This is a genomic window from Geodermatophilus sp. SYSU D00766 (assembly GCF_054049915.1).
Genome location: NZ_JBJGYI010000021.1, coordinates 36,147 through 52,673 on the forward strand (window position 1 = coordinate 36,147; position 16,527 = coordinate 52,673).

The 16,527-nt window shown below is 74.9% G+C and carries 16 protein-coding genes; 7 read left to right on the plus strand and 9 right to left on the minus strand.

Features of this window, described 5'->3' with window-relative positions; all coding sequences use genetic code 11:
- Positions 1–53: 53 nt before the first annotated feature.
- Genes ACI8AD_RS15745 through ACI8AD_RS15755 form a run of 3 tightly spaced genes read right to left on the minus strand, consistent with a single transcriptional unit; the run spans position 54 to position 2,262 of the window.
- Positions 54–707: a class I SAM-dependent methyltransferase gene (locus ACI8AD_RS15745; RefSeq protein ID WP_456871456.1), complete on the minus strand. Its 654-nt coding sequence runs from the start codon at positions 705–707 to the stop codon at positions 54–56.
- A complete protein-coding gene (locus tag ACI8AD_RS15750) occupies positions 704–1,438 on the minus strand; it encodes a peptidylprolyl isomerase (RefSeq protein WP_456871457.1) in 735 nt (244 codons plus the stop codon). The genes ACI8AD_RS15745 and ACI8AD_RS15750 overlap by 4 nt, the downstream gene beginning before the upstream one ends.
- Positions 1,435–2,262 carry a peptidylprolyl isomerase gene (locus ACI8AD_RS15755; protein ID WP_456871458.1) on the minus strand — a complete coding sequence of 276 codons (828 nt, stop codon included), beginning with the start codon at positions 2,260–2,262 and terminating at the stop codon, positions 1,435–1,437. The genes ACI8AD_RS15750 and ACI8AD_RS15755 overlap by 4 nt, the downstream gene beginning before the upstream one ends.
- A gap of 168 nt (positions 2,263–2,430) precedes the next feature.
- Between ACI8AD_RS15755 and ACI8AD_RS15760 the strand changes: the two genes are divergently transcribed.
- From ACI8AD_RS15760 to aspS, 4 genes are read left to right on the plus strand one after another with little or no spacing between them, the layout of a single operon-like run.
- Positions 2,431–3,126, plus strand: coding sequence for an MBL fold metallo-hydrolase (locus ACI8AD_RS15760; protein ID WP_456871459.1), 696 nt, complete (start codon positions 2,431–2,433; stop codon positions 3,124–3,126).
- Complete coding sequence (gene hisS, locus ACI8AD_RS15765; RefSeq protein WP_456871460.1) at positions 3,123–4,385, plus strand: histidine--tRNA ligase; 1,263 nt, start codon at positions 3,123–3,125, stop codon at positions 4,383–4,385. The genes ACI8AD_RS15760 and hisS overlap by 4 nt, the downstream gene beginning before the upstream one ends.
- Positions 4,385–5,365, plus strand: coding sequence for an aldo/keto reductase (locus tag ACI8AD_RS15770; protein WP_456871461.1), 981 nt, complete (start codon positions 4,385–4,387; stop codon positions 5,363–5,365). The genes hisS and ACI8AD_RS15770 overlap by 1 nt, the downstream gene beginning before the upstream one ends.
- Positions 5,366–5,399: 34 nt before the next feature.
- The gene (aspS, locus tag ACI8AD_RS15775) at positions 5,400–7,175 is read left to right on the plus strand and encodes an aspartate--tRNA ligase (protein WP_456871462.1); all 1,776 of its coding nucleotides are present in this window, start codon (positions 5,400–5,402) and stop codon (positions 7,173–7,175) included.
- Between the two features lie 19 nt (positions 7,176–7,194).
- Here the strand turns inward: aspS and ACI8AD_RS15780 are convergent, their stop codons facing one another.
- Positions 7,195–7,710, minus strand: coding sequence for an ASCH domain-containing protein (locus ACI8AD_RS15780; RefSeq protein WP_456871463.1), 516 nt, complete (start codon positions 7,708–7,710; stop codon positions 7,195–7,197).
- Positions 7,711–7,744: 34 nt separating this feature from the next.
- Here ACI8AD_RS15780 and ACI8AD_RS15785 point away from each other — a divergent pair, with 34 nt between their 5' ends.
- Positions 7,745–8,836: a pyridoxal-phosphate-dependent aminotransferase family protein gene (locus ACI8AD_RS15785; RefSeq protein ID WP_456871464.1), complete on the plus strand. Its 1,092-nt coding sequence runs from the start codon at positions 7,745–7,747 to the stop codon at positions 8,834–8,836.
- A gap of 86 nt (positions 8,837–8,922) precedes the next feature.
- On the opposite strand, the gene ACI8AD_RS15790 is transcribed toward ACI8AD_RS15785, so the two are convergent.
- From ACI8AD_RS15790 to ACI8AD_RS15810, 5 genes are all read right to left on the minus strand, one after another.
- On the minus strand, positions 8,923–9,792 hold the full coding sequence (locus tag ACI8AD_RS15790) for a DUF559 domain-containing protein (RefSeq protein WP_456871465.1): 870 nt from the start codon (positions 9,790–9,792) through the stop codon (positions 8,923–8,925).
- 209 nt (positions 9,793–10,001) lie between these two features.
- Positions 10,002–11,447, minus strand: coding sequence for a gamma-aminobutyraldehyde dehydrogenase (locus ACI8AD_RS15795; RefSeq protein WP_456871466.1), 1,446 nt, complete (start codon positions 11,445–11,447; stop codon positions 10,002–10,004).
- Positions 11,448–11,487: 40 nt separating this feature from the next.
- A complete protein-coding gene (locus ACI8AD_RS15800) occupies positions 11,488–11,844 on the minus strand; it encodes a hypothetical protein (protein ID WP_456871467.1) in 357 nt (118 codons plus the stop codon).
- Positions 11,831–13,384: an FAD-binding oxidoreductase gene (locus ACI8AD_RS15805; RefSeq protein ID WP_456871468.1), complete on the minus strand. Its 1,554-nt coding sequence runs from the start codon at positions 13,382–13,384 to the stop codon at positions 11,831–11,833. The genes ACI8AD_RS15800 and ACI8AD_RS15805 overlap by 14 nt, the downstream gene beginning before the upstream one ends.
- Before the next feature lie 2 nt (positions 13,385–13,386).
- On the minus strand, positions 13,387–14,868 hold the full coding sequence (locus tag ACI8AD_RS15810) for a (Fe-S)-binding protein (RefSeq protein ID WP_456871469.1): 1,482 nt from the start codon (positions 14,866–14,868) through the stop codon (positions 13,387–13,389).
- Positions 14,869–14,996: 128 nt separating this feature from the next.
- Here ACI8AD_RS15810 and ACI8AD_RS15815 point away from each other — a divergent pair, with 128 nt between their 5' ends.
- Together ACI8AD_RS15815 and ACI8AD_RS15820 are read left to right on the plus strand one after the other, a co-directional pair.
- On the plus strand, positions 14,997–15,767 hold the full coding sequence (locus tag ACI8AD_RS15815; RefSeq protein ID WP_456871470.1) for a FadR/GntR family transcriptional regulator: 771 nt from the start codon (positions 14,997–14,999) through the stop codon (positions 15,765–15,767).
- The gene (locus ACI8AD_RS15820) at positions 15,764–16,480 is read left to right on the plus strand and encodes a cache domain-containing protein (RefSeq protein ID WP_456871471.1); all 717 of its coding nucleotides are present in this window, start codon (positions 15,764–15,766) and stop codon (positions 16,478–16,480) included. The genes ACI8AD_RS15815 and ACI8AD_RS15820 overlap by 4 nt, the downstream gene beginning before the upstream one ends.
- Positions 16,481–16,527 lie beyond the last annotated feature (47 nt).

Consider the following 16,527-nt stretch of genomic DNA (forward strand, 5'->3'; position numbering starts at 1 on the left):
GGAGGACGCGCCGCGATCAGGTCACCTGATCATCGGGCGGGCCGGCGGGCGAGTCACCGGCGAGTCGCGACCACCGCCCACAGCGGGTCGCCGTCGCCGCCGGGCGGGGTGCGCAGCGACACCTGCGGCTCGGTGAAGCACCCCGCGCGCCGGACCAGCTCGGCCACCAGCGCGCCGTGCTGCTCGTCGGAGGTCAGCAGCCAGCCGCGCACCGCCTTGGTGGGGAAGCAGCGGTTGGAGAACGTGACCGCCAGCGGCCCGCCCGGGCGCAGCACCCGACCCACCTCGGCGAGCACCTCGACCGGCCGGGTCAGGTAGTCGATCGACACGCAGCAGACGGCGGCGTCGACGTCGGCGTCGGGCAGCGGCAGCCGCGGGTCGGCGTTGAGGTCGTGCACGACCCGCTCGGTGGCCTCCTGGTTCGCGGCCAGCTCGGCGGCGTTCATGCCGAGCACGACCAGCTCGGCCGGAGGCGTGCGGAAGTGCGACACCCACGAGGACATGAGGTCGAGCACCCGCACCGGCGCCGGCGCCGACCCGTCGATGCCCAGGTCGGCGTACAGCCCGCCGACGGCGGCGATCGCGGCGTCGTCGATGTGCGTCACCAGCCGCGGCGGATCGTAGAACTCCGCGTCGGGCCGCTCGTCGGCGCGGGCGAAGAAGCCCGGCGGGAAGCCCGCGTAGGGGCCCGGGTCGGGGTCGGTCACGGGACCAGGGTCATCGACTCGACGGTGACCGGCACGGTCGGGGCGCCGCCGCCGGGGGAGGGGTCCAGCGAGCCGTCGTTGCCGTGGGCGGCGACCACGTCGAGCACGGCCAGCCCGGCGTCGTCGATGGTGCCGACGACGGTGTAGTCCGGCGGCAGCCGGCTGTCGCCCCACACGAGGAAGAACTGGCTGCCGTCGAGCCCCTGCCCGCTGTTGGCCATCGCCACCGTGCCGCGCGGGTAGGTCTCGTCGCCGTCGACGTCGGTGGCGAACGCGTAGGTCGGCCCGCCCGCACCGGTGCCGGTGGGGTCGCCGCACTGCAGCACCTTCAGGCTCGCGCTGTCGACCTCGCGGTGGCAGGCGGAGCCGTCGAAGAAGCCCAGCCCGGCCAGGTGCACCAGGCTCGCCGCCGCGCACGGGGCACCGGCCCGGTCGAGGGTGAGGACCAGCCCGCCCAGCGACGTCGTCATCTGCAGCTGCGCGGTGCCCTCGGCCGGCACCTCGGGAGCGGGCGGGTCGACGTCGACGGCGTAGGGGTTGCCCGACCGCGCCGCGACCCACTCGCAGGTCGCCGTCGTCCCGGCCGGGCCGGACCCGCCCCCGCCGCCGGCCGTCCCGCCGGCCGGCGCCGCCGAGCCCGCCACCGTGCCCGAGCAGGCGGTCAGCGCGGCGAGCCCGGTCAGGACGCCGGCGAGCGCCCCGGCCCGGAGCCGGGGCGCCGGGGTGCTCACGCGGGGACGGTCACGGACTCGATGCGGACCTCCTGGGTCGGCGCACCGTCGCCGGGGCCGTTGCTGCCGTCGTTGCCGTTGGCGGCGATGGTGTCGAGCGTGGCCAGGCCGGCCTCGTCGACGGTGCCCAGGACGGTGTAGCTCGGCGGGAGCTGGCTGTCGCCGTAGACCAGGAAGAACTGGCTGCCGTCGAAGCCCTGCCCGCTGTTGGCCATCGCCACCGTGCCGCGCGGGTAGGTCTCGTCGCCGGTCACCTGCGTCGGGAACTGGTAGGCCGGGCCGCCGCGGCCGGTGCCGCTGGGGTCGCCGCACTGCAGCACCTTCAGGCCCTCGGAGTCGGTCTCGCGGTGGCAGACCGTGCCGTCGAAGAAGCCCTGCCGCGCCAGGTAGACCATGCTGGCCACGCCGCACGGGGCGTTGGCGTTGTCGAGGGTCAGCCCGATCGCCCCGGAGTTGGTGGTGATCGTCACCGGGGTGGTGCCGGTGGGCACGACCTCGGTGGGCGGGGTCCCGGAGTCCGCGCGCAGGTCGGGGTTGCTCGCCGTGTCGGCGGGGGTCCAGTCGCAGGTGCCGTCGCTGCCGTCGACGACGCCCGGCGTGGTCGGGGCCGCGCTGGTGCTGGTCGCCGCCTCCTCGGTGCCCGGGTCCTCCCCGCCGCCGAAGCCGGCGACGAGGGAGACCGCGCCGCCCACCAGGACGACGGCGAGCACGGTCACCACGACGAGCAGGTTGCGGCGGCGCTTGCGGGCCAGCTCGGCGCGGCGCTCGAGCTGCCGCTGCAGGCGGCGCTGCGCGGCAACCCGCCGCTGCTTGTTGGTCGGCACGGGTCGGACACTCCTCGGACGGACGGCTGCTGCGCGGGGCCCGGTCGCGGCTCCGGGCCGCGCCGCCGGTGCCCCCGCTGGTCGATCCGCGAGTGTAGGTGGCCTCCCTGGGGACGCCGGTCCGCCGGACCGGGAGGGCGCGCCGCCGCACCCGCGTAACCTGCACGGGTGCTCATCCGCTCGTTCCCGGCCGGCGCCTTCGGCACCAACTGCTACGCCGTCGCCCCGGGGCCGCGCGCGGAGTGCGTCGTGGTCGACCCCGGCATGGACGCCGTCGAGCCGCTGGCCCGGATGCTGGCCGACGACGGCCTCAAGCCCGTCGCGGTGGTGCTCACCCACGGCCACCTCGACCACACCTTCTCCGTGCTGCCGGTGTGCGACGGCTACGACATCCCGGCCTACCTGCACCCCGAGGACTCCGGGATGCTCGCCGACCCCGCCCGCTGGCACGGCCCCGCGCTGGCGCCCCTGCTCACCGGCCTGCGGCTGCCCGACCCCTCCGAGGTCCGCCCGCTCGACGACGGCGCCGTGCTGTCCCTGGCCGGCGTCGACCTGACCGTCCGGCACGCGCCCGGCCACACCCGCGGCTCGGTGGTGTTCTCCCTCGACCTCGGGGAGGCTCCCGGCCTGCTTGCCGGCGACGTGCTGTTCGCCGGGTCGGTGGGCCGGGTCGACCTGCCCGGCGGCTCGTGGCCGGACATGCTGCGCTCGCTGCGCGACGTCGTCCTGCCGCTCGACGACGACACCGTGGTGCTGCCCGGCCACGGCCCGGCGACGACGATCGGCCGGGAGCGGGCGACCAACCCCTACCTGGCCGAGGCCGCCGCCGGGGAAGGCGCCGCGCCGAAGGGCCGCGGCCTGTGAGCGGGCTGACCGCGCCGAAGGGCACCTTCGACGTCCTGCCGCCGGACTCCGCGCGCTTCCTCGCCGTCCGCGACACGCTCACCGCGCCGCTGCGCCGGGCCGGGTACGGCTACGTCGAGACGCCGGTGTTCGAGCACACCGAGGTCTTCTCCCGCGGCGTCGGGGAGTCCACCGACGTCGTCACCAAGGAGATGTACACCTTCGACGACCGCGGCGGCCGCTCGCTCACGCTGCGCCCGGAGCTCACCGCCGGGCTGGTGCGGGCCTTCATCGAGCACCGGCTGCACACCGGGCCGCTGCCGGTGAAGCTGTGGACGGTCGGCTCGGCGTTCCGCTACGAGCGCCCGCAGGCCGGCCGCTACCGGCACTTCACCCAGGTCGACATGGAGGCGCTCGGCGTCGACGACCCCGCGCTCGACGCCGAGGTCGTGGCGCTGGGCGTGCAGGGCTTCCGCGACCTGGGCCTGACCGACTTCGAGCTGCTGCTCACCTCGCTCGGCGACGCGACCGACCGCCCGCCCTACCGGGAGAAGCTGGTCGAGTACCTCGAGGAGCTCGACCTCGACGAGGAGACCCGCCGCCGGGCGGAGATCAACCCGCTGCGGGTGCTCGACGACAAGCGGCCGGACATGCAGGCCCAGCTCGAGGACGCCCCGCTGATGGTCGACCACCTGTCGGACGCCACCCGGGCGCACTACGACGCCGTCCGCCAGCACCTCACCGACCTCGGCGTGGCCTGGACCGAGGCGCCCCGGCTGGTGCGCGGCCTGGACTACTACACGAAGACGACCTTCGAGTTCGTGCACCGCGGGCTGGGCGCGCAGTCGGCGATCGGCGGCGGTGGGCGCTACGACGGGCTCTCGGCGGCGCTGGGCGGGCCCGACGTGAGCGGCATCGGCTACGCCGTCGGCGTCGACCGCACCCTGCTGGCCGTGCAGGCCGAGGGCCTCGACGTCGCCGCGGCGCCCGGCGTGCGGGCCTTCGTCGTCCCGCTGGGCGCCGAGGCCAAGCGGCTGGCGGTGCGGCTGGTCGGGCAGCTGCGGCAGGCCGGGGTACCGGCCGACACCGTCTACGGCGACCGCGGGCTCAAGGGCGCGATGCGCGCCGCCGAGCGCTCGGGTGCCTCGCACGCGGTCGTCGTCGGGGAGCGGGACCTGGCCGACGGCGTCGGCCAGCTGAAGGACCTGCGCACGGGGGAACAGCGCGCCGTCCCCGTGGGTGACCTGTTCGAGGCGCTGCGGACGGCGGTGAGCGCGTGATGGAGACCCGACCCCTCGGACGGACCGGCGCGGAGGTCTCCGTCGTCGGCCTGGGCACCTGGCAGCTCGGCGGCGACTGGGGCGACGTCGACGAGGACACCGCGGCCGGGGTGCTCGACGCCGCCCTCGACGCCGGCGTGACCCTGCTGGACACCGCCGACGTCTACGGCGACGGCCGCAGCGAGGAGCGCATCCGCAAGGCCCTGGCCGCGCGGTCCGAGCGCCCCTTCGTGGCCACCAAGGCCGGCCGCCGCGCCGACCCCTTCGAGGCGGCGCAGTACACCCCGGAGAACCTGCGGGCCTGGATCGACCGGTCGCGGCGCAACCTCGGCGTCGACACCCTCGACCTGGTGCAGCTGCACTGCCCGCCGACGGCCGTCTACTCCGACCGGCGGGTGTACGACGCGCTCGACTCCCTCGTCGAGGACGGCGCGATCGCGGCCTACGGCGTGTCGGTGGAGACCGTCGCCGAGGGGCTCACCGCGCTCGAGCACCCCGGCGTGCAGAGCATCCAGGTGATCCTCAACGTGTTCCGCCGCAAGCCGCTGGAGGAGCTGCTGCCCGCGGCCGCCGCGGCCGGCGTCGGGATCCTGGCCCGGGTGCCGCTGGCCAGCGGGCTGCTCTCGGGCCGCTTCACCGAGTCGACGACGTTCGGCGCCGACGACCACCGGAACTACAACCGCCACGGCGAGGCCTTCGACGTCGGCGAGACCTTCGCCGGGGTGCCCTACGAGGTCGGCGTCGCCGCGGCCCGCCAGTTCGTCGAGATCGCGGGGGACCGGGCGCCGGCGGCGGTCGCGCTGCGGTGGGTCGTCCAGCAGCCCGGCGTCACGTCGGTCATCCCGGGGGCCAGCCGGGTCGGCCAGGTGCGGTCCAACGTCGACGCCGCCGCCCTCCCGCCGCTGACCGACGCCGAGCTCGCCGACCTCGAGCGGCTCTACGACGAGCGCATCCGGCAGCACGTCCACGACCGCTGGTGAGTTGACCACCCCCCGATCCCTGAGAGGCACTCGAGTGCTCCGCACCCACGACGCCGGCACGCTGCGCGCGTCCGACGCCGGTTCCACCGTCACCCTCGCCGGCTGGGTGGCCCGCCGGCGCGACCACGGCGGCGTCGTCTTCGTCGACCTGCGCGACGCCTCGGGCTACGTCCAGGTCGTCGTCCGCGAGGAGGAGGCGCACGCCCTCCGCAACGAGTTCTGCGTGCTGGTCACCGGCGAGGTGCGGCAGCGGCCGGCCGGCAACGAGAACCCCGAGCTGCCGACGGGCGAGATCGAGGTGGCGGCCGCCGGGCTGCGCGTCCTCTCCCCGGCGGCGCCGCTGCCGTTCCCGATCGAGACCGACCAGGCCGCCTCCGACGACGTCCGCTACAAGTACCGCTACCTCGACCTGCGCCGGCAGGGCCCGGCGCGGATCCTGCGGCTGCGCAGCGAGGTCAACCGGATCGCCCGCGGCGTCATGGCCGAGCACGGCTTCGTCGAGGTCGAGACGCCCGACCTCACCCGCTCCACGCCCGAGGGCGCCCGCGACTTCCTCGTCCCGGTGCGGCTGCAGCCGGGCAAGTGGTACGCCCTGCCGCAGTCGCCGCAGCTGTTCAAGCAGCTGCTGATGATCGGCGGGCTCGAGCGGTACTACCAGATCGCCCGCTGCTTCCGGGACGAGGACTTCCGCGCCGACCGGCAGCCGGAGTTCACCCAGCTCGACCTCGAGATGAGCTTCGTCGAGCGCGACGACGTCCTGGCCGTCGTCGAGTCCGTCGTCGGCGCGCTGTGGCGCGAGCTGGCCGGGTACGAGGTGCCCGCGATCCCGCGGATGACCTACCGCGAGGCCATGGACCGCTTCGGGTCGGACAAGCCCGACCTGCGGTTCGGCATCGAGCTCACCGAGCTGACGGAGTTCTTCGCCGACACCCCGTTCCGGGTGTTCCAGGCGCCCTACGTCGGTGCGGTGGTCATGCCCGGCGGCGGCTCGCAGCCCCGCCGCGCCTTCGACGCCTGGCAGGACTGGGCGCGCTCCCGCGGCTACCGCGGCCTGGCCTACGTGACCGTCGCCGAGGACGGCACCCTCGGCGGGCCGGTCGCCAAGAACATCTCCGACGGCGAGCGCGAGGGGCTCGTGGCCGCCGTGGGCGCGAGCCCCGGGGACTGCGTGTTCTTCGCCGCCGGGCCGCGCCGGTCCTCGCAGGAGCTGCTCGGCGCGGCGCGCAACGAGATCGCCAAGCGGCTGGAGCTGGTCGAGCCGGGGTCGTGGTCGTTCCTGTTCGTCGTCGACTTCCCGATGTTCGAGCAGACCGAGGACGGCGACTGGACCTTCATGCACCACCCGTTCACCTCGCCCACCCCGGAGTGGCGGGACCGCTTCGCCGAGGACAAGGGCGCGGCCCTCTCCGACGCCTACGACCTCGTGGTCAACGGCAACGAGCTGGCCAGCGGCTCGGTCCGGATCGCCGACCCCGAGCTGCAGGAGCGGGTGTTCGAGACCCTCGGCATGTCCCGCGAGGAGGCCCGGGAGCGGTTCGGGTTCTTCCTGGAGGCCTTCTCCTACGGCCCGCCGCCGCACGCCGGTGCCGCGCTGGGCTGGGACCGGCTCACCGCGCTGCTCGCCGGCGTCGACTCCATCCGCGAGGTCATCGCCTTCCCGAAGACCGGTGCCGGCTTCGACCCGCTGACCGGCGCCCCGACGCCGATCACCGACGCGCAGCGCAAGGAGGCGGGGATCGACGCCGCCGCCGAGGAGCCGGCGCTGCCCGGCCAGCCCGGCGCCCCGGGGCCGAGCGACCCCACCCGCTGAGGTCCCCGGCCGGGCCGGTTCAGCCGGCCCGGTCGGCCACCTCGGGCGGCCAGACGACGGCGAAGCGCTCGAAGACCACCTCCAGGTCGTCGTCCCACTCCCGGCCGAGAGCGGCGAGCGTGCGGGTGAAGTAGCGCAGGTGCCCGGCCAGCCAGTCCTCGCGCGTGCGCTCGCCCTCGCCCTCGTCCCAGGCGAAGGCGTCGTCGACGCTGTCGAGCCGGCCCACGCGCAGCTCGGTCGAGCGCAGCACCGCGCGCGGGCGGCCCTCGCCGTCGCAGGCGATCCAGTGCCCGCCGATGCGGGGGAGCGGCTCGCCCTCGCGGGCGAAGTCCTCGACCAGCCCGGCGGTGGCCCGCTTGGTGCCGGCGAGCACGAGCGCGATGAGCTCGTCGGCCAGCGCCCGGCCGTCGCCGAAGCGCTCGACGGGCGGCTCGTCCTCGGGCGGGCTGCCCGCCGGGCGGGTGGCGGCGTACTCCCGCCACATCGCGGCGGCCTCGTCGCGGCGCAGCGCCCCCGGCGCGTCGTCGGTGGTCATGTGGGCTCCTCCTCGGCTCGGTAGCGTCGCGGGCATGCCGCTGCGTGCCCGCACCCTGCTCGGTCCCGGTCCCTCCAACCCCTACCCGGAGGCGACCGTCGCCCTCGGGCAGCCGCTGCTGGGGCACCTCGACCCGGTGTTCCTCGGCATTCTCGACGAGACCTCCGAGCGGCTGCGCACGGTGTTCGGCACCGCCAACCGGCGCACGCTGCCGCTGTCGGCCACCGGGTCGGCGGGCATGGAGGCGTCGTTCGTCAACACGGTGGGCCCGGGCGACGTCGTCGTCGTGGCGGTCAACGGCCTGTTCGGCCAGCGGATGGTCGACGTCGCCTCGCGCTGCGGCGCCGAGGTGGTGCCGGTCGAGCACGAGTGGGGACAGCCGGTCGACGCCGAGCGGGTGCTCGCCGCGCACCCCGCCCCGAAGCTGATCGCCGCGGTGCACGCCGAGACCTCGACCGGCGTGCGCTCGGACCTGGAGCCGCTGGCCGCCGGCAAGGGCGACGCGCTGCTGCTGGCCGACTGCGTCACCTCCCTCGGCGGCATCCCGGTGCGGCTGGACGAGTGGGGCGTGGACCTGGCCTACTCCGGTACGCAGAAGTGCCTGGGCGTCGCCCCGGGCCTCGCGCCGTTCACCATCTCCGACCGGGCGTGGGAGCGGCGGATCGAGAAGCCGCAGAGCTGGTACCTCGACCTCGGCATGCTCGGCGGCTACGCCGGTGAGGCCGCGGGCTCCGGTGGCCGCACCTACCACCACACCGCGCCCACCGGGATGGTGGTCTCGCTGCACGCCGGGCTCGGCCGCGTCCTCGACGAGGGACTCGAGGCGGTGCACGCGCGGCACGCCGAGGCCGGGCGGCTGCTGCACGAGGGCCTGCAGGAGATGGGCCTGGAGCTGTTCGCCGCCGAGGGGCACCGGCTGCCGGAGCTGACCACCGTGCGGGTGCCCGACGGCGTCGACGCGGCGGCGGTGCGCAAGGAGCTGCTGGAGCGCTACGACCTGGAGATCGGCGGCGGGGTCGGCGCCTACGCGGCCACGGTCTGGCGGATCGGGCTCATGGGGCCCAACGCCGCCCCCGACCGGGTCACGCTGGTGCTGGCGGCGCTGGGCGAGGTGCTGGGCCGCTGAGTCGCCGGGCCGAGTGCGCAGTCGCGGTCGCCGTCGCCGGCGCGTCCGCGCGTGTCGTCGACCACGACTGCGCACTCGGCCAGCGGTCACCACCGGGCGCCCCGGCTCCGCAGGGCTCCGGCCACCCGCGACAGCACCCGGTCCTGGCGGCCGAGGTCGTCCTCGCCGAAGCGCAGGACCAGCCAGCCGAGCGCGGCCACGAGGGAGTACCGGTCGAGGTCCCGCAGGAACTGGCGGCGCTCAGCGTGGTGGCGTCCCTCGTACTCCAGCGCGATCCGCCACTCCCCGTACCCGAGGTCGGCGTGGGCCACGGTGCGTCCCCGGTGGTCGAGGACGGGGAGCTGCGGCACGGGCGCGGGCAGCTCGCCGGCGACGATCCAGTAGCGGATCAGGCTCTCCGGCCGGGAGGCGGCCAGCGGCGTCAGCAGGGGAGCGCACTCCCGGGCCCGGACCACCCCACGGACGCCGTCGGCCCGGGCCAGCCGCTCGGCGAGCGTCACGGCGTCGAGGTGCCCCGCCCGGTACAGGGCGTCCCCGACGGCGACCAGCTCCGGGGCGGGGAGCCGGGCGGCCAGGTCCAGCCAGGTCTGCGGGCCGCTGGTGACCGGGAGCCCCGCGGCCCTGACCTCGTCCCGGGCGGTCAGGTCGCGCACGTGGACGCGGACGCGCTGCCGGCGGGCCCGGTACACGCCCGGCGGCACCGCGAACTCCAGCGGCCACGACGCCCGCAGCGGTGCCCCGAGCAGGACGGCCGCGGTGCGGTGGGAGGCGAGCGTGCCCTCGGGGAGGACGGCAAGCGCGGCACGGGTGGCGCTCGCCGTCGTCAGCGCGACCGACCGCGAGACGTAGGCGCCGCGGGTGACCCGGACGCCGTCGCTCGCGCGCTCCGCGCGGGTCAGCTCGGCCAGGTCGGCCACCGCGGCGGTGTACACGGGTGGGAGCAGGTGCCGGGTCACGCGCCGACGCTCGCCTCGCCGGCGTCCGCCGGGTAGGGGCGGCGGGCACCGGTGGACGGGCGCCGCGCCTGTGGATCCCGGCGAGTGTGCAGTCGCAGTCGCGCGTATCGGCGCGTCCGCGCGTGTCGTCGACCGCAGGTGCGCACTCGGCCCGGACACGACGACGGCGGGGCCCGGTCCGGGCGGACCGGGCCCCGCCGCCGATCGGGTCAGGAGTCGATGTTGGCCATGACGTGCTTGACGCGGGTGTAGTCCTCCAGGCCGTAGAGCGAGAGGTCCTTGCCGTACCCGGAGTGCTTGAACCCGCCGTGCGGCATCTCGGCGACCAGCGGGATGTGGGTGTTGATCCACACGCAGCCGAAGTCCAGCCGCTTGCTCATCCGCATCGCGCGGCCGAAGTCCTTCGTCCACACGCTGGAGGCCAGGCCCAGCTCCACGCCGTTGGCCCAGCGCACCGCCTCGTCCTCGTCGCTGAACCGCTGCACGGTGATCACCGGGCCGAAGACCTCGCGCTGCACCATCTCGTCGTCCTGCCGCAGGCCGGCCACGACCGTCGGCTCGACGAAGAAGCCGCGGTCGCCCTGCCGGTGCCCGCCGGCGGTGATCTGGGCGTGGTCGGGCGCGCGGTCGAGGAAGCCGGTGACGTGCGCCAGCTGGTTGGCGTTGTTCACCGGCGGCACGAGGGCGTCCTCGTCCTCGGCGCCCTTGGCGTAGGTGGTGGCGGTGGTGCGGGCCTGCTCGGTCAGCGCCGCGACGAAGTCGTCGTGGATGCCGGGGCCGGCGAGCACGCGGGAGGCGGCGGTGCAGTCCTGCCCGGCGTTGAAGTACCCGGCGACGGCGATCGCCTCGGCCGCCGCCTCGAGGTCGGCGTCGTCGAAGACGACGACCGGCGCCTTGCCGCCCAGCTCGAGGTGCACCCGCTTGACGTCGCGGGCCGCGGCGCCGGCGACCTCCATGCCGGCGCGCACCGACCCGGTGATCGCCACCAGCTGCGGGGTGCGGTGCTCCACCAGCGCCCGGCCGGTGTCGCGGTCGCCGCAGACGACGTTGAGCACGCCCGGCGGCAGGATCTCCGCCGCCAGCTCGGCCAGCCGCAGGGTGGTGACCGGCGTGGTGTCGCTGGGCTTGAGGACGACGGTGTTGCCGGCCGCCAGCGCCGGGGCGATCTTCCAGACCGCCATCATCATCGGGTAGTTCCAGGGCGTCACCTGCCCGACGACGCCGATCGGCTCGCGGCGGACGAAGCTGGTGTGCCCCTTCATGTACTCCGCGGCGGCCTTGCCCTCCAGCGTGCGGGCCGCGCCGGCGAAGAAGCGGATCTGGTCGACCATCGGGGGGATCTCCTCCGAGGCGGTCAGCCCGATCGGCTTGCCGGTGTTGCGGCTCTCCAGCGCCACCAGCTCCTCGGCGTGCTCCTCCACCGCGTCGGCCAGCTTGAGCAGCGCCTGCTGCCGCTCCGACGGGGTGGTGTCGCGCCAGGTCTCGAAGGCGTCGGCGGCCACCCGGTAGGCGCGGTCGACGTCCTCGGCGCCCGACACCGGGGCCGAGGCGAACACCTCGCCGGTCGAGGGGTCGACCAGGTCCATCCGGCGCCCGTCGGCGGTGTCGACGTGCTCACCGCCGACGACGTTGCGCAGCTCGAGCTTCTCGCTCACTCCAGGTCCCTCTCGTCCGACGTCTGTGCTGATCCGGTCGTCATGGTGCTACCGGACCGCTGATCGGTCCAGTGCCGGGGGTCGATCCCTGCGGATTCCCCGTCTCCGCCTCCACCTCGGCGAGCAGCTCGGACCCGGTGACGACCCGGGAGGCGAAGTGCCGGTGCATCCAGGCCAGGTGGTCGTGGCGGCTGCGCATGATCCGCAGCGTGTCCCAGTTGGGGAACACCTGCTGCAGCACGTGCTCCTGCATCAGCCGCGGGTCGACCTCGTAGACGTGCTCGAAGGTCGTCTGCGCCACCTCGCTGGCGCGCACCGGCGCCGGCGGGGTGTGCTGCTCGGCGAAGCGGTAGGGCGCGGCCGCGCCCGGGCCGGCGGGCTGCTCATCGGTTCTCATCGGTGGTGTCCCTCCCGTACGCCCGGTCGAGCAGGTACTTGCCCGGGTTCATGACGTTGTTGGGGTCCAGCGCCCGCTTGACCTCGAGCATCACGTCGAACCCGCGGCCGAGCTCCTCGGGCAGCAGGTCGACCTCGCCCTCCCGGCAGGAGCCGTGGCAGGCGCTCATCGACCCGCCGTGCGCGATCGCGACCGCGGCGATGTCGCGCTTGGCCTGCACCCACGCCGCCCAGGCGGCGTCGTCGAGGCGCTGCTCCCAGATGCCGACGTCGATCTCGGTGAGGTAGTCGACCCCGGTGGCGCCGGAGGTGTAGGCGAACATGCCCCAGTCGTCGAAGACGTCGGTCTTCCGCCGCAGGTCGGCCATGATCTCGTGCCAGGCCCGGCTGACCGCGGGGACGGCGGAGAAGTTCACCGCGGCGTCCTCGCAGTGCCACGACATCGGGATGACCTGGCCGTCCTTGGTGCGGCCGTGCAGGGGGGTGGCGTACCGGTCGTGGCGGGCGGCCCAGTCGCCTTCGGAGATCTCGTCGCCGAGGTAGCGGGCGCCGTGCTCCTTGGCGATGCGGAACAGCCGCTTGCCGCCGGCGCGCACCTCGTCCTCGTAGCCGTACATGACCGCGCAGACCAGCGCCCGGACGTCGGCCGGCTGCGGGATGTAGGCCTCGTCGTCGCGCCGCAGGTAGGCGACCTTGTGCTCGTCGAAGAGCACCGCGCCGGCGAAGGTGGCCACCCCGGCGCGGGCGAGCGCGCCGGTGCAGGCGTGCGCGGCGTCGTAGTCGTCGAACGCCCAGAACGGCGAGAGCTCGGCCTCGGGCTTGGGGAAGAGCTTGAGCGTCGCCTTCGTGGCGATGCCGAGGGTGCCCTGGTGGCCCATGAACAGGTGCTTGAGCTGGTAGCCGCTGGAGCTCTTGCTGATCTTGCGGCCGATGCCGTCGCCGACGTGCAGCACCTCGCCGGTGGGCAGCACGTGGTCGAAGCTGAGCACCAGGTCGCGGGTGTGGCCGTAGCGGGAGCCGATCAGCGACCAGCCGCTGGTGCCGATCCGGCCGCCGACCAGCGAGCACGGGTAGGACGCCGGGTCGTCGGGGTAGAACAGCCCGTGCTGGGCCAGCCGCTCGTTGAGCTTGAGCATGTTGATGCCGGTGCCGACGGTGACGGTCCGGTTGACCAGGTCCAGCTCGTGGACCTGGTTCATCTTCTTGACGTCGACGACGATGCCGCGCCGGTGCGGGACCGCGCCGTCGGTCAGCCCGGTGCCGCCGTCGCGGGGGACGACGGGGATCTTGAGCTCGTTGGCGATCCGCACCACCGCGGCGACCTGCTCGGTGGAGGTGGGCATGACCACGACGTCGGGGACCCGCTCGGACCAGCGGTGCACCGGGAACGGTGCCGGCACCCGGGCGCGGTTCCAGCGGTCGGTCTTGGCCAGCAGGACCTGGTCGTCGGCCAGCACCGGCCGCAGGGCGGCGACGAGCTGGTTGAGCCGGTCGTCGCTCAGCGGCTCGGTGGTGAAGGGGGCCGGTTCGGTGATCGTCATGGTCAGTGCCCCCCGCACCCGCAGCCGCCGACGTTGCCGCACCCGCCGCCCGAGCCGGCGCAGGTGCCCGTGGCCCGCCGGGCCCGCCCGGGGACGCCGGTGCGCTCCTGGGCCAGCCGGCGGTCGCCGACGTCGCCGCGGGAGCCGCCGACGGTGATGCCGAGGGACTGGGCGAACAGCTCGTGCAGGTCGACGACGTCGATGTCCTGCGCGTCCCCGGCCTCCGACAGCGGGCGCTCCGACCACGGGCACGCGCTGACCAGGGTGTCGACGTCGAGCTCGGCGGCCCGCTCCAGGCGCAGCGCGCTGATCTTCGCGGTGAGCTCGGGCTTCTCGATCGGCAGGCCACCGCCGCCGCCGGAGCAGTAGGACCACTGGGTGACCCGGTCGACGTCCTCGAACCGCAGCCCCGGGATGGCGCGCAGCAGCTCGCGCGGCTCCGCCCAGATGCCCTTGCGCTTGTTGAGCCGGCACGGGTCGTGGTAGGTGATCGCCCGGTCCACCGGCACCGACGGCGTCAGTCGGCCCTCGCGCAGCAGCTGGGCGAACACCTCGATCACCAGCACGACCTCGATGTCGAACTCCTCGCCGAAGTAGCGCGGGTAGTCCTCGGTGAAGCTGATGTAGTCGTGCGGGTCGAGCACCAGCAGCCGCTTGGTGCCGGTGGCCCGCCAGTTGTCCAGGTTGTGCCGGGCGAAGCGCTTGGCCTGCTCGGCGTAGCCCATCTCCGCGGCCGGGCCGCCGCAGCACCACTGCTCGCCCATGAGGCCGAACTCGTAGCCGGCCAGCTGCAGCACCTGCGCCACCGCGCGGGGCACTGAAGTCCGGTAGAAGGCGGCCTCGCAGTCGACGAACAGGACCGTCTCGCCGCCGATGGGGATGTCGAGGCCCTCGGCCCAGTCGCGCACCCGCTCCTGGCTGACCGGGGTCTCGCCGAGCACCGGCTCGTGGGTGCGCAGGTCGGTGCGCTCGTTCCAGATCTGCCAGCTCGGCTGGTGCACGCCGCTCTCGACGGCCAGCGAGCGCACCGCCTTGACGACGTCGACGGTGCGGGTGCGGAAGCGGTAGAAGTCGCCGGTGAACAGCGTGTTCGGGCACCGCAGCTCGCACGCGCCGCACTGGGTGCAGTTGACGTAGTCGGCGGCGACGTCCTCGATGTCGAGCTCGCCGCGCTCCATGGCGACGACGTTGGCGTGGAACGCGGTGGGGGTCCAGGACTCGTTGCGCTCGACCTGGGTGACCGGGCAGACCTCGCGGCAGAACTTGTGGCCGGAGGAGTAGCAGTTGTACGAGGCGTTGCGCCACTGCTCGACGAAGGCCGCCGTCCTCGGGTCCTGGCGCGGCGGGGGGACCGGCCCGGCCAGCGTCTCGGGGTAGTCCGCCAGCTCCGGCGGGTTGGACGGGGCGCCCGGGGTGAACGGCTCGGAGAGGGCGTCGACACGGGGGCTCGTCCCCGTCGCCCGGTCGGGCTCGACCTGTGTCACTGCGTGCTCCTCGTCACAGGGTGGCTGGGGTGTGCGCCACGCTAGCCACCAAAACCTATGGATTCAACGGTTAAGACTGCAGATCCCCGGTGTCACACTGGGGCGACCACCTGTGACAGGAGGCGAGCGTGCAACTGCTCAGCGGGGACGCCCGTCGCGCGGTCTTCGCCCCCCTCGACGACGGCGCCCTGCGCAGCGAGGCGGTCGTGCGCCGGGTGGGCAGCGCCATCGCCCTGGGTCTGCTCGGCGACGGCGAGCAGCTCCCGGCCGAGACCGAGCTGGCCACCATGCTCAACGTCTCGACGATGACGCTGCGCGAGGCGCTGGCCGAGCTGCGCGGGCTCGGGCTGGTCGCCACCCGCCGCGGCCGCGGCGGCGGCAGCTTCGTGCAGGCCCGCGACGACGTCCTCGGCGAGCTCGCCGACGCCCGGCTGGCCGAGCTGGCCACCACGGACCTGCGCGAGCTCGGCGACGCGCACGGCGCGGTGGCCTCGGCCGCGGCCCGGCTCGCCGCGACCCGGGCGTCCCGGGTCGAGATCGCCCGGCTGCGCGACATCGTCGACCGGCTGGCGCGGGCCGACACGGTGACCGGGCAGCGCCGGGCCGAGGGCCGCTACTACGTCGAGCTGGCCGCCTGCGCCCAGTCGGTGCGCCTGACCATGCAGGAGATGGACCTGCACCTGGAGCTCGGGCAGCTGCCCTGGCCGCCGGCCCACGCGCCCGCGCTGCTCGACCGCATCGTCGCCGGCCACCGCGCGGTGCTCGACGCGATCGAGGCCCGCGACCCGGCCACGGCGCGCACGCTCACCGAGGAGCACGTGGAGACCCGCACGCGGTGGTCGATCGAGCTGCGGCTGCGCGGGGGCGAAGGGGCCGCCGACCGCCGGGAGGTCTCGTGAGCGACGGCCGCCGGGCCGTGCCGGAGACCGTGGCCGGGATCGTCGGCGAGGTCGTCGAGGGGGTCTTCGCCACGGTCGCCGAGGTGCACGCCGCGGCGCTGCGGCCGGCCGCGCGCGAGGGGCTGCGGTCCGGGCGGCCGGTCCTCGACGACGACGTCCGCGAGCTGCTGCACCGGCCCGGCCAGCTCGCCGTCGGGCTCGGGCTGGTCGTCGCGCCGCGCCCCGACCGCGGCCTGCCGCTGCACCTGGAGTGGTGGCAGCTCGACCCCGACGGCGGCCGGCTGCGCACGCTCGAGCCCGACCTGCGGCCGACCAGCCTCGGCTACTACGACTACACGGCGGCCGAGTGGTTCGACGTCCCCCGCCGGACCGGGCGGCGGCACGTCGTCGGCCCCTACGTCGACGTCCACGGCACCGGGCGGTACCTGCTGACGCTGACCGAGCCGGTCGTCGTCGACGGCGAGTTCGTCGGGGTGGCCGGGGCCGACGTCGCGGTGGGCCGGTTCGAGGCGCACCTGCTGGGCCGGCTCGCCCCGGGGGCGCCGTTCCTGCTCCTCAACGACGAGGACCGCGTCGTCCTGTCCACCTCGCCGCGGTGGCTGGTCGGCGCGCTGGTCCCCCCGGCCGGGATCGCCGCCGGCCCGGCCACCGCCGTCCCCGGCGTCCCGTGGCGGCTCGTGCCGGTCGAGGACCGCAGCCTGCTCACCGCCTGAGCACGAGCCTCCGGAGGGAGGCGGGACGACTCTTGTCCTGTGACCTC

Coding starts and splice junctions, on each gene's coding strand:
- ACI8AD_RS15770 (WP_456871461.1), top strand. CDS start 4,385: ATGGAGACCCGACCCCTCGGACGGACCGGCGCGGAGGTCTCCGTCGTC.
- ACI8AD_RS15780 (WP_456871463.1), bottom strand. CDS start 7,710: ATGACCACCGACGACGCGCCGGGGGCGCTGCGCCGCGACGAGGCCGCC.
- ACI8AD_RS15785 (WP_456871464.1), top strand. CDS start 7,745: ATGCCGCTGCGTGCCCGCACCCTGCTCGGTCCCGGTCCCTCCAACCCC.
- ACI8AD_RS15800 (WP_456871467.1), bottom strand. CDS start 11,844: ATGAGAACCGATGAGCAGCCCGCCGGCCCGGGCGCGGCCGCGCCCTAC.
- ACI8AD_RS15805 (WP_456871468.1), bottom strand. CDS start 13,384: ATGACGATCACCGAACCGGCCCCCTTCACCACCGAGCCGCTGAGCGAC.